Genomic DNA, 17,070 nt, shown 5'->3' on the forward strand with positions numbered 1-17,070 from the left:
TGCGGTCTGTGGATAATGCAACCGTTAGCAAAATCTAAATCAAATGCGTATCGAATCTGTAGCAAGGGCGGCGGGAGGCGTCGGGTCTCTGTTTTGCAGGTGAGTAATGCGTATCCTAATCCTGGCTTGTCTCCTCGCGCTGGCGGGTTGTGCAACCGCGCCTACGCGTGCGGACAATGTCTGTTCCGTCTTTAGCCAGAAGGGCGGATGGATCAACAACTGGTATCGTGAGGCGAAAAGCGTCGAGCGCGAATATGGCGTTCCGGTGCCGATCCTCATGGCGACAATCTACAAGGAATCGACCTTCCGCGCCCGCGCGCGTCCGCCGCGGCGCAAGATCCTGGGCTTTATACCCGGCAAGCGTATTTCAACGGCCTATGGCTACGCACAGGCGCTGGACGGCACCTGGGAGGAATATCGCCGCAAGACCGGGCGCTATGGCGCAAGGCGCAGCGATTTCGGAGACGCAGTCCGCTTCATTGGCTGGTACCACTCTGAAAGTCACCGCAAGAACGGCATTCCCCTGAACGATGCCTACAGCCTCTACCTCGCATATTATGCGGGCCATGGCGGCTATGCGCGCGGTGTGTGGAAGAGCAATGCGGGCATGAAGAATTCGGCGGCCAAGATGGCAGCCGTCGCCCAGCGCTACGCCTCCCAGATGGCTTCCTGCGGCTACCGTTGAGACGATGCCGGGTCGGCAGCGGGATTGCGGTGATACCCCGGTCCCACTGTCAACGGGATTTCAGGAAGTGCAGCGCTGGATATGCGGCTCTCATAGTGGCGCTCGACCTGGAACAGAACATCGTTGCGCGTCCGGTCGAGCACGCGGATCGTGACTTTGTATGGACGATTGGCCTTGATCCCCCGCAGGGGCGGAGAGCGCAAGGCATAGTGGCGCGTACGCGCACTCATCCGCTCCGACGTCACCAGATCATCGCCACCCGACGGATTCTCGAAATGGGCCTGAAGGACGGACCCGGGAGGCAGGGGGCGTCTGACCTCGGCCGCAAAACCGTAATAGGCCTCTGCCTCGCGGTAGTTGAAGACAAAGCCGCCGCCCACGATCTCCAGCGGCGGCCTCAGTGCCGGATCGCTGCGTGTCACCCACCCGGCGGCAAAAAGCACGCTCAAAAGGGCGAGCAAGCCGCCCAGCACGTGCCACTCGGTCAGTTTCCCGCCCATGAGCATTCTCCCGGCGCAGAAGCAGCATTTTCCACCCGTTAGCCCGAGACGACAAGAGCCGCTGCCTTACGGCAACGGCTCTGGAAATCGGTATGACTGCGACAGGTTAGTGGCCTTTGAAGTTCACCTTCTGGCTCTCGCCAAGCTCCGGCTTCGCACTGGTGAAGGCTGCAGCCGCCATCTTGAAATAGGCGACGGCCGTGCCTGGCCCATCCCAATATTGCGCATCCTGTGGCGTGATCTTCAGAACGCGGATGGAAGGATCATCCGGGCTGTCCCACCAGGCTTTTGCCGGCGTTGCCCACAATTCGCGGATCTTCTCCCGATCATTGGAAATCTCTGCAAGGCCGGTGATCGAGACATAGTTCTGCTTGGACGTGTCGGCGAATGCGAGCGTCACATGGGGATCGCGCGCGATCTCTTCATCCTTGTGGCTGGCCACATCGGTGAGGAAATAGAGCATCTCCTCCTCCCGGTCGAAATAGGCTGCCATGGGGCGCGAACGCATGACCTCACCTTCGCGGCTGACCAGCATGCTGATGCCAATGTCGTCCACCATGTCCCAGACATGGGCGATGTCTTTCTCGGTCGTCATTGGTAAACTCCTTTTGGGAAGACGTGCAGGCGCAACGGGCAGGGAAGAAGCTTTGTTCCCCGCGCACACACCGCTCCCTGACGTAAAAAGGGGAGAGCCGCAGGCTCTCCCCCTTCGAGTGTGGTCCAAGGCGGTTGTGCCTAGACGTCCAGATTGGCCACTGACAGCGCATTGTCCTGGATGAATTCGCGACGCGGCTCCACCTCGTCGCCCATCAGGCGCGAGAAGAGCGAGTCCGCATCCGTCGCGTCGTTCACCTTCACCTGGAGAAGCGAACGCGCATTGGGGTCGAGCGTGGTCTCCCAAAGCTGCTCGGCATTCATCTCGCCCAGTCCTTTGTAGCGCTGCATGGTCAGGCCCTTGCGGCCGGTCGCGAAGACAGCGTCAAGCAGCGACATGGGGCCGGAGATGGTCTCCGACTTGTCGTTGCGCTTGAGCACGGGCTGCTTTTCATAGACTTCCTGCAGGCGCGTCGCATAGCGGTCGATGGCGCGTGCATCCGCAGATCCGATGAGGGCGGAGTCCAGCACATGCGCCTCGCGCACGCCGCGAACGGTGCGCTCGAAGAGATAGCCACCCGACCCTTCATTAGAAGGATTGATACGACCTTCCCAGCCGCGCTCGGTTTCTTCCGAAATCATGTCGAGACGCTCGGCCACATGGGCTGCAGCATCGCCGGCGCGTGCCGGATCGGCGAGAACGGCAGCATTGAGCGCACCCGCAATCGCGGCCTGCTCGACCACCGAGCGGTCATACCGCGTGTGAAGACCGTTGATCAGCGAGCGCACGCCGCGTGCATCCTCGATTACCTGCTTCAGATCCTGGCCGGAGCGCACTTCGCCGGTCGAAAGCGCGAGAGATGCTTCCTGCAGACCGGAATCGATCAGGAATTCCTCGAATGCCGCCTCGTCCTTGATGTACTGGACCGATTTGCCGCGCGTCACCTTATAGAGGGGCGGCTGCGCGATATAGAGGTGACCGCGCTCGATCAGCTCCGGCATCTGACGGAAGAAGAATGTCAGGAGAAGCGTGCGAATATGGGCGCCGTCGACATCGGCGTCCGTCATGATGATGATCTTGTGGTAGCGCAGCTTGTCCGCGTTGAACTCGTCCTTGCCGATGCCCGTGCCAAGTGCGGTGATCAGCGTGCCGATCATGTCCGAAGACAGCATGCGGTCGAAGCGCGCGCGCTCCACATTCAGGATCTTGCCGCGCAGCGGCAGGATTGCCTGGTTCTTCCGCGAACGCCCGGATTTTGCCGAGCCACCTGCCGAGTCACCCTCGACGATGAAGAGCTCGGATTTGGCCGGATCGCGCTCCTGGCAATCCGCCAGCTTGCCGGGAAGGGAGGTGATGTCGAGCACGCCCTTGCGGCGGGTCAGCTCGCGCGCACGGCGCGCCGCCTCACGGGCTGCAGCCGCTTCCACGACCTTGCCGATCAGCGTCTTGGCTTCGTTGGGATGCTCTTCAAGCCAGGTGCCGAGCGCCTCGTTGACGAGGCTTTCCACGACCGGGCGCACCTCGGAGGAAACCAGCTTGTCCTTGGTCTGGGAAGAGAATTTCGGGTCCGGTACCTTTACCGAGAGAACCGCAGTCAAACCCTCGCGGCAATCATCGCCGGTCAGCGAGACTTTCTCTTTCTTGGTGAGGCCGGACTTGTCGGCATAGGAGGTGACCTGACGCGTCAGCGCACCCCGGAAACCGGCCATATGCGTGCCGCCATCGCGCTGCGGGATGTTGTTGGTAAAGCACAGCACATTCTCGTGGTAGGAGTCGTTCCACCACATGGCCACTTCAACCGTTATCCCGTCCTTCTCGCCGCCAATGGCGATCGGGTTCTCGATCAGCGGCTTCTTGGAGCGGTCGAGATATTTGACGAATTCCTCAATGCCGCCTTCGTAGAGAAATTCCTGCGACTTCACATCCGCATGGCGGTTATCGGTCAACAGGATGCGCACGCCCGAGTTCAGGAAGGCAAGCTCGCGCAGGCGATGCTCAAGCGTTCCATAGTCGAACTCGGTCATGGTGAAGGTTTCGGTTGAGGGCAGGAAGGTGACTTCCGTGCCGGTCTCGTCACCCGCATCACCCGTCACTGCCAGCGGCGCATCGGAAACGCCATGGGTAAAGCTCATCTCGTGAACCTTGCCCTTGCGCTTGATCTTCAGCTTCAGCCAGCTTGAAAGCGCGTTCACCACGGAAACACCCACGCCATGGAGGCCGCCAGATACCTTGTAGGAGTTCTGGTCAAACTTTCCGCCTGCATGAAGCTGGGTCATGATGACCTCGGCCGCAGACATTCCCTCGCCTGCATGCATGTCGGTGGGAATGCCGCGACCATTGTCGGTGACCGAGCAGGAGCCGTCGGCATTGAGCGTCACGGTCACCAGCGTTGCATGACCGGCAAGGGCTTCGTCGATGGCGTTGTCCACCACCTCATAGACCATGTGATGCAGGCCGGAGCCGTCATCCGTGTCGCCGATATACATGCCAGGCCGCTTGCGCACGGCATCAAGGCCCTTGAGAACCTTGATGGAATCTGCGCCGTATTCAGCCTGTTCGCCGGGGAGTGTTTCGGGCGTGTCGCTCATCAAAATCTTTCGTTGTGAAGGCGCCGCTTTGGGCTATTGGTGAAGCTCGCCGAATCAGCAGAGCGTAACTGTCAAATATATAGGGGCTGGAAGCCTTTTTTCCAAGTTTTGCCGGCATCAGCGCTGGGGATGAAACAGGCACAAGACGGCTAGTTTGCGGCGATGAAGCCTTTGCCTTTGTCGCGAAAGCGATTATGTAGCCCCAAGACTGGTAGAAGAGGTATTCAGCGACATGGCGACCATTAGCGAAAAACCCAAGCTTGTCACCGTTTTCGGCGGGTCCGGCTTCATCGGGCGCTATGTCGTGCAGGCATTGGCCAAGCGCGGTTACCGCGTGCGCGTCGCCTGCCGCAATCCCCACACGGCAATTCACATCATGCCGCTTGGCAATGTGGGCCAGGTTCACGCCATGCAGGCCAATCTGCGCCACCGCTGGTCCGTCGACCGGGCAGTGGAGGGCGCGGATCATGTCATCAACCTCGTTGGCATCCTGCATGAGAGCGGTCGCCAGACATTCGATTCCGTTCAGGCAGAAGGCGCACGTGCTGTTGCCGAGGCTGCAAAGGCCGCCGGCGCCGCGATCACCCATATGTCCGCCATCGGCGCAGACGCGAATTCGCCAGCCGAGTATGGCCGCACCAAGGCCGCAGGTGAGCGGGCCGTTCTGGAAGTGGACAAGAAGGCGGTCATCCTGCGTCCGTCGATCGTGTTCGGACCGGAAGACGGTTTCTTCAATCGCTTGGCCAACATGGCGCGCTTCTCCCCCTTCCTGCCGCTGATCGGTGGAGGTCACACGCAGTTCCAGCCCGTCTATGTAGGCGATGTGGCAGAAGCATTCGCCCGCTCCGTTGATGGCCAGCTGAAGCCCGGAGCTATCTACGAGCTTGGCGGGCCGCAGGTCATGACCTTCCGTGACTGCATGGAAGAGATGCTTGAGGTCATCAATCGCAAGCGCGTTCTGGTCAGCGTTCCGTGGTCGCTGGCACGCCTGCAGGGTCGCATCCTTGGGATTCTGCCCAAGCCGCCTCTGACACTCGATCAGGTCAGGCTGCTCGAAAGCGACAATGTCGTTTCCGACGAGGCTTACAAGAAGGGCCTGACACTGGAAGGTCTCGGCATCCCGCAGCACTCGGTTGGTGCCATTCTGCCAACCTATCTGTGGACCTATCGTCCGCAGGGTCAGTTCACCCAGCCGCAATATTGAGGCTGACGCTTGGAGGCGCTGGCGCTGCTGCCTGAGGGGCTGGGGCTTGTGCCCGCAGCCCTGCTGGTTTTTGCCAGCTTCTTCACCTCGGCACTGACGGCCAGTTTCGGTATTGGCGGTGGCGTGTCGATGCTCGTGCTGCTGGGGCTGTTCATTCCCGTTGCCGCACTCATTCCGGTTCATGGCGTCATCCAGCTCGGCTCGAATACGGGCCGCGCCTGGCATCAGCGCGAGAATATCCGCTACGACATCGCCGGGCCCTTCGTGATTGGCAGCCTCTTTGGTGCTGCCATCGGTGCCTTCTTCGTGGTGCAGTTGCCCGATGAGGTGCTGAAGGTCGTCCTTGGGCTCTTCGTGCTGGTTGTCACATGGTCGAAGATCCCGGGCGTGGCGCAGCTCGGCCATGCGGGGCTGACCATAGGCAGCACTATTGTCGCGCTGGCGGGCATGTTCGTCGGTGCCACGGGTCCGCTTCTTGCCGCCGTATTTGCGCAGATTATTCCAGATGACCGCAAGGCCGTCGTGGCAACCCATGCCGCAGGCATGACCGTGCAGCATGGCTTCAAGGTTCTGGCCTTTGCCGCTGCGGGCTTTGCCTTTTTCTCGTGGATACCGTTTCTGGCGGCGATGATCCTGTCGGGCTATCTCGGCACGATCTATGGAACACGGCTTCTGCACCGCCTGCCGGAAGAGACCTTCCGCCGCTGGTTCAAGGTCGGCCTGACGATCCTTGCAGTTGATCTTTTGCGGCGTGGCCTGATTGGCTTTCTTTAACCGAAAACCAGAAGCCCAATCATGCCGAGCGTCCCGACAATGATGCGCCACCAGCCAAAAAGCGAATAGCCACGGCGCGACACATAGCCAAGCAGCCAACGCACCACGAGCACGGCTGCAAAGAAGGCGGCAACGAAACCGATGCCGATGATCTTCACGTCAGCAGCGCTCAGGATCTCGTGGTTCTTGTAGAGGTCATAGGCAAAGGCACCGGCCATGGTCGGCATGGCGAGGAAGAAGGAAAATTCCGCCGCCGCGCGCTTGTCCGCACCCAGAAGAAGGCCGCCCACAATGGTAGAGCCGGAACGCGACGTGCCCGGGATCATGGAAAGGCACTGGAAGAGCCCGATCTTGAAATACATCGAGAGCGGGAATTTCGTGATGTCATGGTAGCGCGGGCTGCGTGCCCAGCGGTCCACCCAGAGCAGCACGAAGCCGCCCAGGATCAGCATGATGCAGATCAGCATCGGCGTTTCGAAGAGTACCGTCTTGATGATCTTGTAGGCGAGCACACCGATCACGGCCGCTGGCAGGAAGGCAAGCAGAACGCCGAACACAAAGCGCCTCGTGTCTTCGTCCTTCGGAAAGTCTATGAGGATGCGCCACAGACGCGCTGCATATACGCTTAGAATGGCAAGGATCGCACCCAACTGGATGAGAACCTCGAAAGCCTTGCCGGTGGATTCGAAGCCCAGAAAATGGCCAGCCAGAAGAATATGCCCGGTGGAAGAAACAGGGATGAACTCGGTCAATCCTTCAAGGATACCAAGCACCAGCGCCTGCACGATTGTCTGGTCGGCCACGATACACCCTTTATGTCGGCTTGCTTGTCAGGGTCGAGAACTGCCCCTATAGCGGATGGGACACCCGCAAGACGGGAGAGATTCGAGAAATACCGTTCAGGCCATGAAATGGCCAGAGGTTTCCCATAGTGCATAGCCCATGCTGACGCTGTTTCATCACCCGCTATATGCCTCCAGTCGATTCGTGCGCATTGCCTGCGGCGAATATGGAGAAGAACTTGCCCTAATTGAGGAGCGCCCATGGATGCGGCGCAGGGAGTTCCTTTCGCTTAATCCGGCGGGCACGATTCCCGTGCTCCTGGCCGAAGGCGATCACCCGATCGTCGGCGCGACGGTTATCGGCGAATATCTTGATGAAACGCGCGGCGCCTTCAAGCGCGACAAGCGCCTGATGGCGGAAGACTCCATTCACCGCGCGGAAATCCGTCGGCTGGTTGACTGGTATCTCGTCAAGACCGATGGCGACGTGACCCGGCATCTGGTGCGCGAGCGAGCGCTGAAACCGATGATGGCAGGCGCGCAGGGTGGCGGTGCTCCTGATTCCGCAGCTATTCGTGCAGCCCGAGCGAATATCGCCCAGCACATGAAATACACCAACTGGCTTGCCGCCTCGCGCGACTGGCTGGCCGGCCCACGCATGAGCTACGCCGACATCGCCGCCGCCGCCTCGCTTTCCATTCTGGACTATCTCGGCGAGATCCGCTGGGGCGAGTATGAGGCCGCGCGCGACTGGTATAGCCGCATGAAGTCACGCCCTTCCTTCCGCTCCATTCTTACAGATCGCGTGCGCGGACTGGCGCCCGCCTCCCACTACGCAGACCTGGATTTCTGATCATGGGTGCCGGGGCGCCAGCCGACCGGCTTCGTGCTTTCGTGGAGGAGAAGGCGCGTGCGGCAGGCTTCGACGTGGTGGCTTTCACCACGCCCGACGCCGCACCCCACACGCCCGAGCGCCTGCGCGAGTTCATTCAGGAAGGCCGCCACGGCACCATGGAATGGATGGCGGAGACGGAAGAGCGCCGCGCGCGACCCCGCAATCTGTGGCAGGATGTGCGTTCCATCATCATGCTCGGCATGAATTACGGACCGGACGAAAATCCGCTCGATCTCCTGGAGAAGAAAGATCGTGCGGCCATATCGGTCTATGCCCGCAATCGTGATTACCACGACATCATCAAGGGCAAGCTGAAACAGCTCGCTGGCCAGCTCGCTGCGCGCGCGGGCGAAGATGTGAAGGTCTTCGTCGACACCGCCCCGGTGATGGAAAAGCCGCTTGCGGCAGCCGCAGGTCTCGGTTGGCAAGGCAAACACACCAATCTCGTGAGTCGAGAATTCGGTTCATGGCTCTTTCTGGGGTCGATCTTCACGACGGCAGTGATTGCGCCCGATCAGTCCGAGCGCGACCATTGCGGTTCGTGCAGGGCATGCCTTGACATCTGTCCGACCAATGCCTTCCCCGCGCCATACCAGATCGATGCGCGGCGCTGCATTTCCTACCTCACCATCGAACACAAGGGCCCGATCCCCCACGAATTCCGCAAGGCCATGGGCAACCGCATCTATGGCTGTGATGACTGTCTGGCGGTTTGCCCGTGGAACAAGTTTGCGCAGGAAGCCGCAGAGGCGAAGCTGCAGGCTCGTGACGATCTGAAGGCACCGGCACTCGCAGAATTGCTGGAACTGGATGACGCTGCCTTCCGCGCGCGCTTTTCAGGCTCTCCCATAAAGCGCATCGGGCGCGGGCGCTTTGTGCGCAATGTCCTGATCGCGGCTGGTAATTCCGAAGACCCTCGCCTTGTCCCGCAATGCGAGGCACTGTTGCAGGATGAGGATGCGCAGGTGCGCGGTGCGGCAGTATGGGCCTTGTCTCGCCTGACTCCGGGAGAGAACATGCGTGTCCTGGCCGCCATGCAGAATGAGGAAGACGCAATGGTTCTGGAGGAATGGAAGCTGGCAGGAGCCGCTGCATGAAGCGCGTCCTGCTTCTAGGCGCCGGTTATTCCGCCCGCGCCATCGCGCGCGCATTGCCCGCGCAGACGCGCAAACAAGGCACGACCCGCAGCAAGGAGAAAGCTGCAGAGCTCGATGACATGGGCATCGAACCCCTACTTTACGAAGCGGGGCAGGGACTTTCGGCTGACCTCCACTCAGCACTCGAAGCGGCAAATGCCATTGTCGTCTCCGTCTCTCCGAACACATCGGGCGACCCTTTGCTGCAGGATATCAAGAAGGGCGGCGTGCAGTTGAAGGCAGCCTCCTGGCTTTGCTACCTTTCCACGGTCGGCGTCTATGGGGATCATGCAGGCGCGTGGATCGACGAGAACGCCGAGTGCCATCCGGTTTCCGACCGCTCCCGTCAGCGTCTGGCAGCGGAACAGGCATGGCAAGCCTATGCGGCCGAGAAGAAGGTGCCGTTGGCGATCATGCGACTGGCTGGCATTTACGGCCCCGGTCGTAGCGCACTCGACAGCCTGCGCAGTGGCAAGGCAAGACGGATCATCAAGCCGGGGCAGGTCTTCAACCGCATTCATGTCGAGGACATAGCGGGTGCAGCGCTTCATCTGATGAACATCTGCGCGAATGGCATCTACAATATTGCCGATGACGAACCTGCACCGCCACAGGATGTCGTGGAATTCGCAGCAGAACTCTTGGGCGTCGAGCCCCCGCCGGAAATACCTTTTGAAGAGGCGCCGCTCACTCCGATGGGCCGCTCTTTCTATGGAGAGTGCAAGCGTGTCTCCAACAGCCGTCTGAAACGGGATGGGTACAATTTTGCCTTTCCGGATTACCGTGCTGGTCTCAAAGCCCTGTTTACCGATGAAAGCGCATGATCACGTAACTGCCACGAAATCTGTTATGATGGCTGTGTTTTGATCACCACGAACCCGGAGTGGGAAGATGTGGAAATATTTGAGTAAATCCTTATTCGGCGTCAGCCTTGCTGCGTCAGTTGCAATTTCTTTCAACGCCAGTTCGGAGCCTCTGGCCAAGGACCTGTTCGGCTCAAAGAAGCTTCCTGCGGCCATCGAGCCTGCGGCACACGGTTTCTATTCCAAAGGCTGTTTTTCCGGCGGTCTTGCCATGGCAAAAGACGGCCCGCATTGGCAGGCAATGCGTCTTTCGCGCAATCGCCGCTGGGGCCACCCGGAACTCATCAAAGTGCTTACGCGCCTTTCGGTAGATGCCAACCGTGACGGGTGGAATGGCCTTCTGGTCGGCGACCTGTCACAGCCGCGCGGCGGCCCCATGCTTACCGGTCATGCGTCCCACCAGATCGGACTTGATGCCGATATATGGCTGACGCCGATGCCAAACCGCCGCTACACCGACGCCGAGCGGGAAAATGTCAGCGCCATCTCCATGCTGAAGGATGGCACGCTCTATGTCGACGACAGCAAGTGGACGAAGGCTCACGAAGCGCTGCTGCGCAACGCCGCGAGCTACAGCAATGTCGAGCGTCTGCTGGTTCATCCGGGCATAAAGAAGAAGCTTTGCGACACGGTAACCGGCGATCGGTCCTGGCTGCGCAAGGTGCGTCCCTATTGGGGGCATCACTATCATGTGCATATCCGCATCGGATGCCCGGCGGATTCGCCCAATTGCAAACCGCAGTCTCCGCCGCCGCGCGGAACCGGCTGCGATCAGTCCCTGGCATGGTGGTTCACCGATGAACCGTGGAAGCCGGCTCCAAAGGACAAGCCGCAGAAGCCCCGCGCCCGCGATGTCATGACCATGGCTGCTCTGCCCAATGCCTGCCGTGTCGTTCTCGGTGCGCCTGAGCCTGCTTCCGAAGCGGCTGTGACGGTTGATCGTCCAGGCGTCATCCCCGCAAATGCAACGCGCGCGGCGGCTGCCGAGCATTTGAGCCCGGCGGAAGTCTTGAGAAGACTGAGCAGCAGTGAAGTGCCGGTCCCCTCGCCCAGACCATGAGCTGACGCTCACAAAACATGTATAAAGCGCATATCGAAGGGTGCGGCCAACGCCGCGCCCTTTTCATTTTCCCTCACCGTCTTTTCTTATTCACAGGGCTCCTCTATAGACTTCAACCGATTTAACGCTACGACGAGGACGCCATGCCGAGGAAACGCCGGATCGCACTGATCGCGCATGACCAGAAGAAGGACGACCTCGTTGCCTTCGCCGTTAAGCATCGGGCGTTTCTTGACGATTGTGATCTGGTGGCAACCGGAACGACGGGTGGGCGCATCGCTGAAGCGTGTCCCGGCCTGGATATTCTCAGGCTGAAAAGCGGCCCGCTCGGCGGCGACCAGCAGATCGGCGCGCTGATTGCGGAGCGCGAGGTCGACCTCGTCATCTTCTTTGTCGACCCGTTGACCGCGATGCCTCATGATGTCGACGTCAAGGCACTGATGCGCCTTGCCATCGTCTATGATGTGCCGATGGCGCTGAATGAAAAGACCGCGCAGATCCTTGTCCGGAATCTGGATGAGGCGGGTGCCGGATGGAAAGACTCGAACGAGGGAGCCTGATCGAGCGACTATGCCTTATCCCAATGACCAAGACATGGTGCTGGAATTTCCGATCCTGATCGGTGACATCGGCGGCACGAATGCGCGCTTTGCCATCGTGGTGGATTCCTATGCCGAGCCCCGCGAGTTCCCGGTCGTTCAGACCGCAGACTACGCCACGATCGACGAGGCAATCCAGACAGCCATTCTCGACCACACGAACATTCTGCCTCGTTCGGCAGTGCTCGCAGTTGCCGGTCCCGTGGATGGCGACGAGATCGACCTGACCAATTGCGACTGGGTCGTGCGTCCCCGCCAGATGATGGAAAAGATGGGCATCCGCGACGTCGTCGTGCTCAACGATTTTGAGGCACAGGCGCTGGCCGTGGTGGCTCTTGGTGAAGAGCATCTGGAACAGATCGGCGGTGGCGAGGCGGAGACCACCGGCAGTCGCGTCGTGCTTGGACCGGGCACGGGCCTTGGCGTAGCAGGCCTCGTCCATGCCCGTCGCACCTGGGTTCCTGTTCCAGGTGAGGGTGGCCATGTCGATCTTGGACCGCGCACCGAGCGCGACCGCCAGATATTTCCGCATCTGGAAACGATTGAGGGCAGAATTTCCGCCGAGCAGATCCTTTGCGGACGCGGCCTCGTCAATCTGTATCGCGCGCTTTGCAAGGCCGATGGAAACACACCGAAATTCTCCGATCCGGCAGAGATAACGGGCGCAGGTCTGGCCAAGGAGGATGCAGCGGCAGTCGAAACCCTCGACCTGTTCTGCACCTATCTCGGCCGCCTTGCAGGCGATCTCGGCCTTGTCTTCATGAGCCGCGGCGGCGTGTTCCTCACTGGCGGCATTGCTCAGAAGATCGTGCCTGCCCTCAAGAACGGTCACTTCCGCAAGGCCTTCGAAGACAAGGCCCCGCACAATGCACTCGTCGAGCAGATGCCCGTATTCGTTATCACGCACCCGCTGGCGGCGCTCACCGGCATCGCAGCCTATGCAAGAACGCCCGCACGCTTCGGCGTGGAAACGGCTGGCCGCCGCTGGAAGGCGGTTTGAGAGACGCAGCGGTTTCTACCTGACTTCAAACTGCACCAGGCGGGCCCGCGTCAGGGCTCGCCATTGCAAGGCTGGTCGCGATAGGGCATAGCGCTGGCATTGCAGCCTTGCGGCCTGACGGGCCGTCACGATGAGAGCGGTTATTTGTTCGGCAGGAAGCGAAAGCACGATTTCGAACCCGGCGATGTCGTAGCGGTCATCCGGCGTGTCATGTCCGAAAACGGGCGCGACTATCTGGGGCTTTATGGCTGGGCCATCGCCTGCATGCTCATTCTCGCCGGCACCACTGCCTTCAGCGCATGGATCATGCGCTACATCATTGACGATCTTTTCTATGAGCAGCGCTGGGAACTGGTGCCGTGGATTTGCGGCGGCATCGTCTTCGCCTTCACCTTGCGCGGCTTCGCCACCTATGGCCAGGCCGTGTTTCTGGCGCGTATCGGTAACAATATTGTCGCTCGCTATCAGCAGCGCATCTTCGACCACCTGATGAAGCTGGGCATGCCCTATTTCACCAATGCGCGGTCCGGGCAGTTGGCTGCCCAGATCAGCCAGAATGTGACGGGCGTCCGTGATCTGCTCAATCTGACCGTTGCCGCCATCGGGCGCGACCTCGTCACGCTGATCGGTCTCGTCGCCGTCATGGTCTGGGCCGATCCGCTGCTGTCACTCATGGCTTTTGTCATGGGCCCGCCCATCGGCATCGCAGTCAATTACCTGATGCGCCGGCTGCGCCGCGTGACGCGTGAATCGGTCGAGATCAATTCGCGGCTTCTGGGAGCCATGCAGGAATCGGTGCAGGGCATCGCCGTCATCAAGGCCTTCACCATGGAGAATGTGCTGTCGGCGAAGATCGCGCAGCTCGTCCACGATGCCGAAGGCCGCTCCAACAAGATCGCGCGCGTTTCCGAGCGCATGGCGCCCATCACCGAGATGCTGGCCGGCATCGCCATAGCAGCGGTCATCGGCTATGCCTCCTGGCGTGCCGCCCAAAGTGCCGAACCGCCCGGTGCCGTCATGTCCTTTATTACGGCCCTGCTTCTGGCCTACGACCCGGTGCGCCGCCTGTCCCGCACGCAGGTCAATATCGAACGCTCTCTGGTCAATGCGCGCATGATCTATGAGGTGCTCGACCTGGAGCCCCAACAGCGCGATGCCGCAGATGCCAGGGCGCTGGAGGTGCGAGAGGGCGAGGTTCGCTTCGAGAATGTCCGCTTTGCCTATTCCGCCGAGAGCCCCATACTCAATGATGTAAGTTTCAAGGCTGATGCGGGTCGTACCACCGCGATTGTCGGCCCGTCGGGTGCGGGCAAGTCCACCCTGTTCGCGCTGCTGCAACGCTTCTACGATCTTGACCGTGGCAGCATACTGATCGACGGGCAGGACATCTCGAAGGTTACCAAACATTCGCTGCGTTCGCAGATCGCCTATGTCTCGCAGCATCCCTATCTCTTCGAAGGCACGATCCGCGACAATATCCGCTATGGCCGTGCAGACGCCACCGATGCCGAAATCGAGGAAGCAGCGCGCCTTGCCAATGCCGAGGAGTTCATCCTCGCGCAGGAGAATGGCTACGACACGCTTGTCGGGGAGAACGGTGCCAACCTATCCGGCGGCCAGCGCCAGCGCATTTCGATTGCCCGCGCCATCGTGCGCAATGCGCCGATCCTGCTTTTGGACGAGGCGACCTCCGCGCTCGACAACGAATCGGAAGCAAAGGTGCAGGAAGCGCTGGAGCGCGTGATGCAGGGGCGCACCACGCTCGTCATTGCGCACCGGCTTTCAACCGTCGTCAATGCAGATCATATAGTCGTGCTCGAAGAAGGGCGACTGGTCGAGGAAGGCACGCATGGTGAACTGGTCATGCAGGAGAACGGCGTTTATGCCCGCTTCCACCGCATGCAACGTCAACGCGGCGAGAACCTGCTGGACAACAACACGCCAGAGGATTGAACAAGGCTGAGCCGCAAGCTGCGGTTCGCAAGAGGAGGTAGATGACCGTGAGCGATATGGGACTGGTGGTGGTCGGCGCCGCGGGGCGCATGGGCCAAACCCTCATCCGCACCGTGGCGGAAACCAAAGGCGTTCGCCTAGTCGCAGCGGTTGAACGCGAAGGTGCACCTATGCTGGGCCGTGACGCAGGTGAACTGGCCGGCGTCGGCCAACTCGATGTCGCCATCACCGATGATCCGCTGGCAGCCTTTGCCAAGGCCGATGGTGTCCTCGACTTCACCTCTCCCGCTGCCACGGTCACCTTTGCAGGATATGCCGCACAGGCACGCATTGCCCATGTCATCGGCACCACCGGCTGCACGGCGGAAGAAGATGCACGTATCGAAGCGGCAGCGCGCCACGCCACCATCGTAAAATCCGGCAATATGAGCCTCGGCGTGAACCTGCTTTCGATCCTGGTCGAACAGGCGGCAAAGGCGCTGTCGGCTGAAGACTTCGATATCGAGGTTCTGGAAATGCACCATCGCCACAAGGTCGATGCACCCTCAGGTACCGCGTTGCTTCTGGGTGAAGCAGCGGCCAGGGGGCGGGCGATTGATCTGGAAGACAATTCGGTACGCGTTCGTGACGGCCAGACAGGTCCGCGCGAAGGCGGCTCCATCGGCTTTGCCACCTTGCGCGGCGGCTCGGTGGTGGGCGAGCATTCCGTCATTCTTGCAGGAACCGGCGAGCGCATAACGCTTTCTCATCAGGCCGAGGACCGCGCAATCTTCGCGCGCGGCGCGGTTGCTGCAGCGCAATGGGCACATGGCCGCAAGCCCGGGCTCTATTCAATGCGCGACGTGCTTGGCCTCTGATCGCAACAATCTCAATCGAAGGAAGGGAAGAACTAGATGTCGGGAACGCTGATCCTGGTCCGCCACGGCCAGAGCGAATGGAACCTCAAGAACCTTTTCACCGGCTGGCGTGATCCGGGGCTGACCGAGAAAGGCCACGAGGAAGCACGCAATGCCGGCCGCCTCCTTCGTGAAAAGGGCTTCAAGCCCGACATCGCTTTCACTTCCGTACTCTCCCGTGCCCAGGTGACCTGCGACCACATTCTCAAGGAGCTCGGTCAGGAAGATCTCGAAACGATCCGCAACGAGGCTCTCAACGAGCGCGACTATGGTGATCTCGCCGGCCTCAACAAGGATGATGCGCGCGAGAAGTGGGGTGAGGAACAGGTTCATATCTGGCGCCGCTCCTACGACACCCCGCCTCCCGGTGGCGAAAGCCTGAAGGACACCGGCGCACGTGTCTGGCCTTACTACATCAACGAGATCCTCCCGCGCGTGCTGCGTGGCCAGACGGTTCTGGTCGCAGCCCACGGCAATTCCCTGCGCTCCCTCGTCATGGTGCTGGACAATCTGTCCGGCGAGGAGATCGTCAAGAAAGAGATCGCCACCGGTGTGCCGGCGATCTACCGTCTCAATGCCGATGCGACGGTGGCAAGCTCGGAAATCCTCAAGGGCTGATCGCCCGGACAAATCCATGCCGGGCTCCATGGTTTGAACCAGAAGCCCGGCATCTCTGACGACAGACGGCAAATCTTCCTTTTTTGCGATTTCCCGCGTTGACAGAAGCAGCCAGTCCGCATACATCGGCTGCGCACCTAGCCCAGGTGGCGGAATTGGTAGACGCGCACGGTTCAGGTCCGTGTGCCGCGAGGCGTGGAGGTTCGAGTCCTCTCCTGGGCACCACATCTGCTCTTAAGCAGAACATGTGGCACCTGCCGGCTACCGCGGCAGACATTCAAGCTCCCCTTGATATAGCAGAAATCGCCTGAGGCTTGCCGAGGCGGCAATCTGCGCTTCGCATGGGGCTGCTTCTTCAACAGGCCAAACCGGGCCCATCAGATTACTCAAAACGCTGGCGGCCTGCTTGTGTCGAGGCAGCAGTTCAACCCGGACAGCGGCAGCTTGATGCTGAGTGTTCCAGGCACCCGCCGCATCAAGGGCTCATCAGGCCCCAATCCAAGACATCTGGCAAAGCTCGAGCGCGCTCGACCCACCTCATTGTTCAGGGGGGGGGTGAACCCGCGCTCGGGACCGGTCGGGCAGGTCTGTGCAAATTTCTCTCTCGGGAATCCCTTCAGGCGCCAGAGATGTACGTCTTCCTCGCGCTGGAAACCTGAAAGAAGCCGAGTCTAACCCATTGATCCGGATTCATTTTCCGAACTCCCCGGTACTGTCGCAAGGTGAGCAGGAGCCGCAAATGCGTAGTAAACATGAAGGTCGGATTTCCGCGTCGCAAAAAGTTCAAAAAAGTTGGATTTGGTCGTTGACAGTTTTGGTTGGGTGGGGCTATACACCGCTCACCAACGAGGCGGGCGGCGCCAGCAGCGAGTGCTGGGGTTCGCCACTGAGTTGGTTTCAAATTCAGAGCGGCGCGTGAGCG

16 protein-coding genes and 1 tRNA gene are annotated in these 17,070 nt (G+C 60.5%); 13 read left to right on the forward strand and 4 right to left on the reverse strand.

Features of this window, described 5'->3' with window-relative positions:
- The first annotated feature begins 106 nt into the window (after positions 1–106).
- Complete coding sequence (locus tag WA367_RS07420) at positions 107–685, forward strand: transglycosylase SLT domain-containing protein (RefSeq protein WP_336056159.1); 579 nt, start codon at positions 107–109, stop codon at positions 683–685.
- Here the strand turns inward: WA367_RS07420 and WA367_RS07425 are convergent.
- The 3 genes from WA367_RS07425 to gyrB form a co-directional block, all read right to left on the reverse strand.
- Positions 676–1,185: a hypothetical protein gene (locus tag WA367_RS07425; RefSeq protein WP_336056160.1), complete on the reverse strand. Its 510-nt coding sequence runs from the start codon at positions 1,183–1,185 to the stop codon at positions 676–678. The genes WA367_RS07420 and WA367_RS07425 overlap by 10 nt on opposite strands.
- 106 nt (positions 1,186–1,291) lie before the next feature.
- On the reverse strand, positions 1,292–1,780 hold the full coding sequence (locus tag WA367_RS07430) for a pyridoxamine 5'-phosphate oxidase family protein (protein WP_336056161.1): 489 nt from the start codon (positions 1,778–1,780) through the stop codon (positions 1,292–1,294).
- A 140-nt stretch (positions 1,781–1,920) separates the two neighbouring features.
- Entirely contained in the window at positions 1,921–4,368 is a 2,448-nt protein-coding gene (gene gyrB, locus WA367_RS07435) for a DNA topoisomerase (ATP-hydrolyzing) subunit B (RefSeq protein WP_336056162.1), read from the reverse strand.
- Between the two features lie 232 nt (positions 4,369–4,600).
- On the opposite strand from gyrB, the gene WA367_RS07440 reads away from it, so the two are divergent.
- Both WA367_RS07440 and WA367_RS07445 read left to right on the forward strand, forming a co-directional pair.
- Positions 4,601–5,572, forward strand: coding sequence for a complex I NDUFA9 subunit family protein (locus WA367_RS07440; protein WP_336056163.1), 972 nt, complete (start codon positions 4,601–4,603; stop codon positions 5,570–5,572).
- A gap of 9 nt (positions 5,573–5,581) precedes the next feature.
- Entirely contained in the window at positions 5,582–6,346 is a 765-nt protein-coding gene (locus tag WA367_RS07445) for a sulfite exporter TauE/SafE family protein (protein WP_336056164.1), read from the forward strand.
- On the opposite strand, the gene WA367_RS07450 is transcribed toward WA367_RS07445, so the two are convergent.
- On the reverse strand, positions 6,343–7,149 hold the full coding sequence (locus WA367_RS07450) for an undecaprenyl-diphosphate phosphatase (protein ID WP_336056165.1): 807 nt from the start codon (positions 7,147–7,149) through the stop codon (positions 6,343–6,345). The two genes, WA367_RS07445 and WA367_RS07450, sit on opposite strands and share 4 nt — an antisense overlap.
- A 139-nt stretch (positions 7,150–7,288) precedes the next feature.
- Between WA367_RS07450 and WA367_RS07455 the strand changes: the two genes are divergently transcribed.
- The 10 genes from WA367_RS07455 to WA367_RS07500 all read left to right on the forward strand — a co-directional run bounded on the left by WA367_RS07455 (position 7,289) and on the right by WA367_RS07500 (position 16,373).
- Positions 7,289–7,981, forward strand: a complete 693-nt coding sequence (locus WA367_RS07455; RefSeq protein ID WP_336056166.1) for a glutathione S-transferase family protein — start codon at positions 7,289–7,291, stop codon at positions 7,979–7,981.
- A 2-nt stretch (positions 7,982–7,983) separates the two neighbouring features.
- A complete protein-coding gene (gene queG, locus WA367_RS07460) occupies positions 7,984–9,120 on the forward strand; it encodes a tRNA epoxyqueuosine(34) reductase QueG (RefSeq protein ID WP_336056167.1) in 1,137 nt (378 codons plus the stop codon).
- Positions 9,117–9,983: an SDR family oxidoreductase gene (locus WA367_RS07465; RefSeq protein ID WP_336056168.1), complete on the forward strand. Its 867-nt coding sequence runs from the start codon at positions 9,117–9,119 to the stop codon at positions 9,981–9,983. The genes queG and WA367_RS07465 overlap by 4 nt, the downstream gene beginning before the upstream one ends.
- Before the next feature lie 67 nt (positions 9,984–10,050).
- Positions 10,051–11,082 carry a penicillin-insensitive murein endopeptidase gene (mepA, locus tag WA367_RS07470; RefSeq protein ID WP_442935553.1) on the forward strand — a complete coding sequence of 344 codons (1,032 nt, stop codon included), beginning with the start codon at positions 10,051–10,053 and terminating at the stop codon, positions 11,080–11,082.
- A 143-nt stretch (positions 11,083–11,225) separates the two neighbouring features.
- On the forward strand, positions 11,226–11,642 hold the full coding sequence (locus tag WA367_RS07475; RefSeq protein WP_336056170.1) for a methylglyoxal synthase: 417 nt from the start codon (positions 11,226–11,228) through the stop codon (positions 11,640–11,642).
- 10 nt (positions 11,643–11,652) lie between these two features.
- The gene (locus WA367_RS07480; RefSeq protein ID WP_336056171.1) at positions 11,653–12,681 is read left to right on the forward strand and encodes a glucokinase; all 1,029 of its coding nucleotides are present in this window, start codon (positions 11,653–11,655) and stop codon (positions 12,679–12,681) included.
- Positions 12,682–12,891: 210 nt separating this feature from the next.
- Positions 12,892–14,634: an ABC transporter ATP-binding protein gene (locus WA367_RS07485; RefSeq protein ID WP_336056181.1), complete on the forward strand. Its 1,743-nt coding sequence runs from the start codon at positions 12,892–12,894 to the stop codon at positions 14,632–14,634.
- A gap of 41 nt (positions 14,635–14,675) precedes the next feature.
- Positions 14,676–15,491 carry a 4-hydroxy-tetrahydrodipicolinate reductase gene (gene dapB, locus WA367_RS07490; protein WP_336056172.1) on the forward strand — a complete coding sequence of 272 codons (816 nt, stop codon included), beginning with the start codon at positions 14,676–14,678 and terminating at the stop codon, positions 15,489–15,491.
- A gap of 36 nt (positions 15,492–15,527) precedes the next feature.
- Positions 15,528–16,148, forward strand: a complete 621-nt coding sequence (locus tag WA367_RS07495) for a 2,3-bisphosphoglycerate-dependent phosphoglycerate mutase (protein ID WP_336056173.1) — start codon at positions 15,528–15,530, stop codon at positions 16,146–16,148.
- A gap of 140 nt (positions 16,149–16,288) precedes the next feature.
- Positions 16,289–16,373, forward strand: a tRNA-Leu gene (locus tag WA367_RS07500).
- The last annotated feature ends 697 nt before the right edge of the window (positions 16,374–17,070 follow it).

Source organism: Nitratireductor sp. CH_MIT9313-5 (assembly GCF_037029545.1).
In the GTDB taxonomy this organism is placed as follows: Bacteria; Pseudomonadota; Alphaproteobacteria; order Rhizobiales; family Rhizobiaceae; genus Chelativorans.

Bases quoted from the DNA above. Each gene is read 5' to 3' on its own strand.
- WA367_RS07485 (WP_336056181.1), top strand. From the start codon at position 12,892: ATGTCCGAAAACGGGCGCGACTATCTGGGGCTTTATGGCTGGGCCATC.
- WA367_RS07430 (WP_336056161.1), bottom strand. From the start codon at position 1,780: ATGACGACCGAGAAAGACATCGCCCATGTCTGGGACATGGTGGACGAC.
- WA367_RS07480 (WP_336056171.1), top strand. From the start codon at position 11,653: ATGCCTTATCCCAATGACCAAGACATGGTGCTGGAATTTCCGATCCTG.
- WA367_RS07440 (WP_336056163.1), top strand. From the start codon at position 4,601: ATGGCGACCATTAGCGAAAAACCCAAGCTTGTCACCGTTTTCGGCGGG.
- dapB (WP_336056172.1), top strand. From the start codon at position 14,676: ATGACCGTGAGCGATATGGGACTGGTGGTGGTCGGCGCCGCGGGGCGC.
- WA367_RS07425 (WP_336056160.1), bottom strand. From the start codon at position 1,185: ATGGGCGGGAAACTGACCGAGTGGCACGTGCTGGGCGGCTTGCTCGCC.
- WA367_RS07455 (WP_336056166.1), top strand. From the start codon at position 7,289: ATGCTGACGCTGTTTCATCACCCGCTATATGCCTCCAGTCGATTCGTG.
- WA367_RS07420 (WP_336056159.1), top strand. From the start codon at position 107: ATGCGTATCCTAATCCTGGCTTGTCTCCTCGCGCTGGCGGGTTGTGCA.
- gyrB (WP_336056162.1), bottom strand. From the start codon at position 4,368: ATGAGCGACACGCCCGAAACACTCCCCGGCGAACAGGCTGAATACGGC.
- mepA (WP_442935553.1), top strand. From the start codon at position 10,051: ATGTGGAAATATTTGAGTAAATCCTTATTCGGCGTCAGCCTTGCTGCG.
- WA367_RS07475 (WP_336056170.1), top strand. From the start codon at position 11,226: ATGCCGAGGAAACGCCGGATCGCACTGATCGCGCATGACCAGAAGAAG.
- WA367_RS07495 (WP_336056173.1), top strand. From the start codon at position 15,528: ATGTCGGGAACGCTGATCCTGGTCCGCCACGGCCAGAGCGAATGGAAC.
- queG (WP_336056167.1), top strand. From the start codon at position 7,984: ATGGGTGCCGGGGCGCCAGCCGACCGGCTTCGTGCTTTCGTGGAGGAG.
- WA367_RS07465 (WP_336056168.1), top strand. From the start codon at position 9,117: ATGAAGCGCGTCCTGCTTCTAGGCGCCGGTTATTCCGCCCGCGCCATC.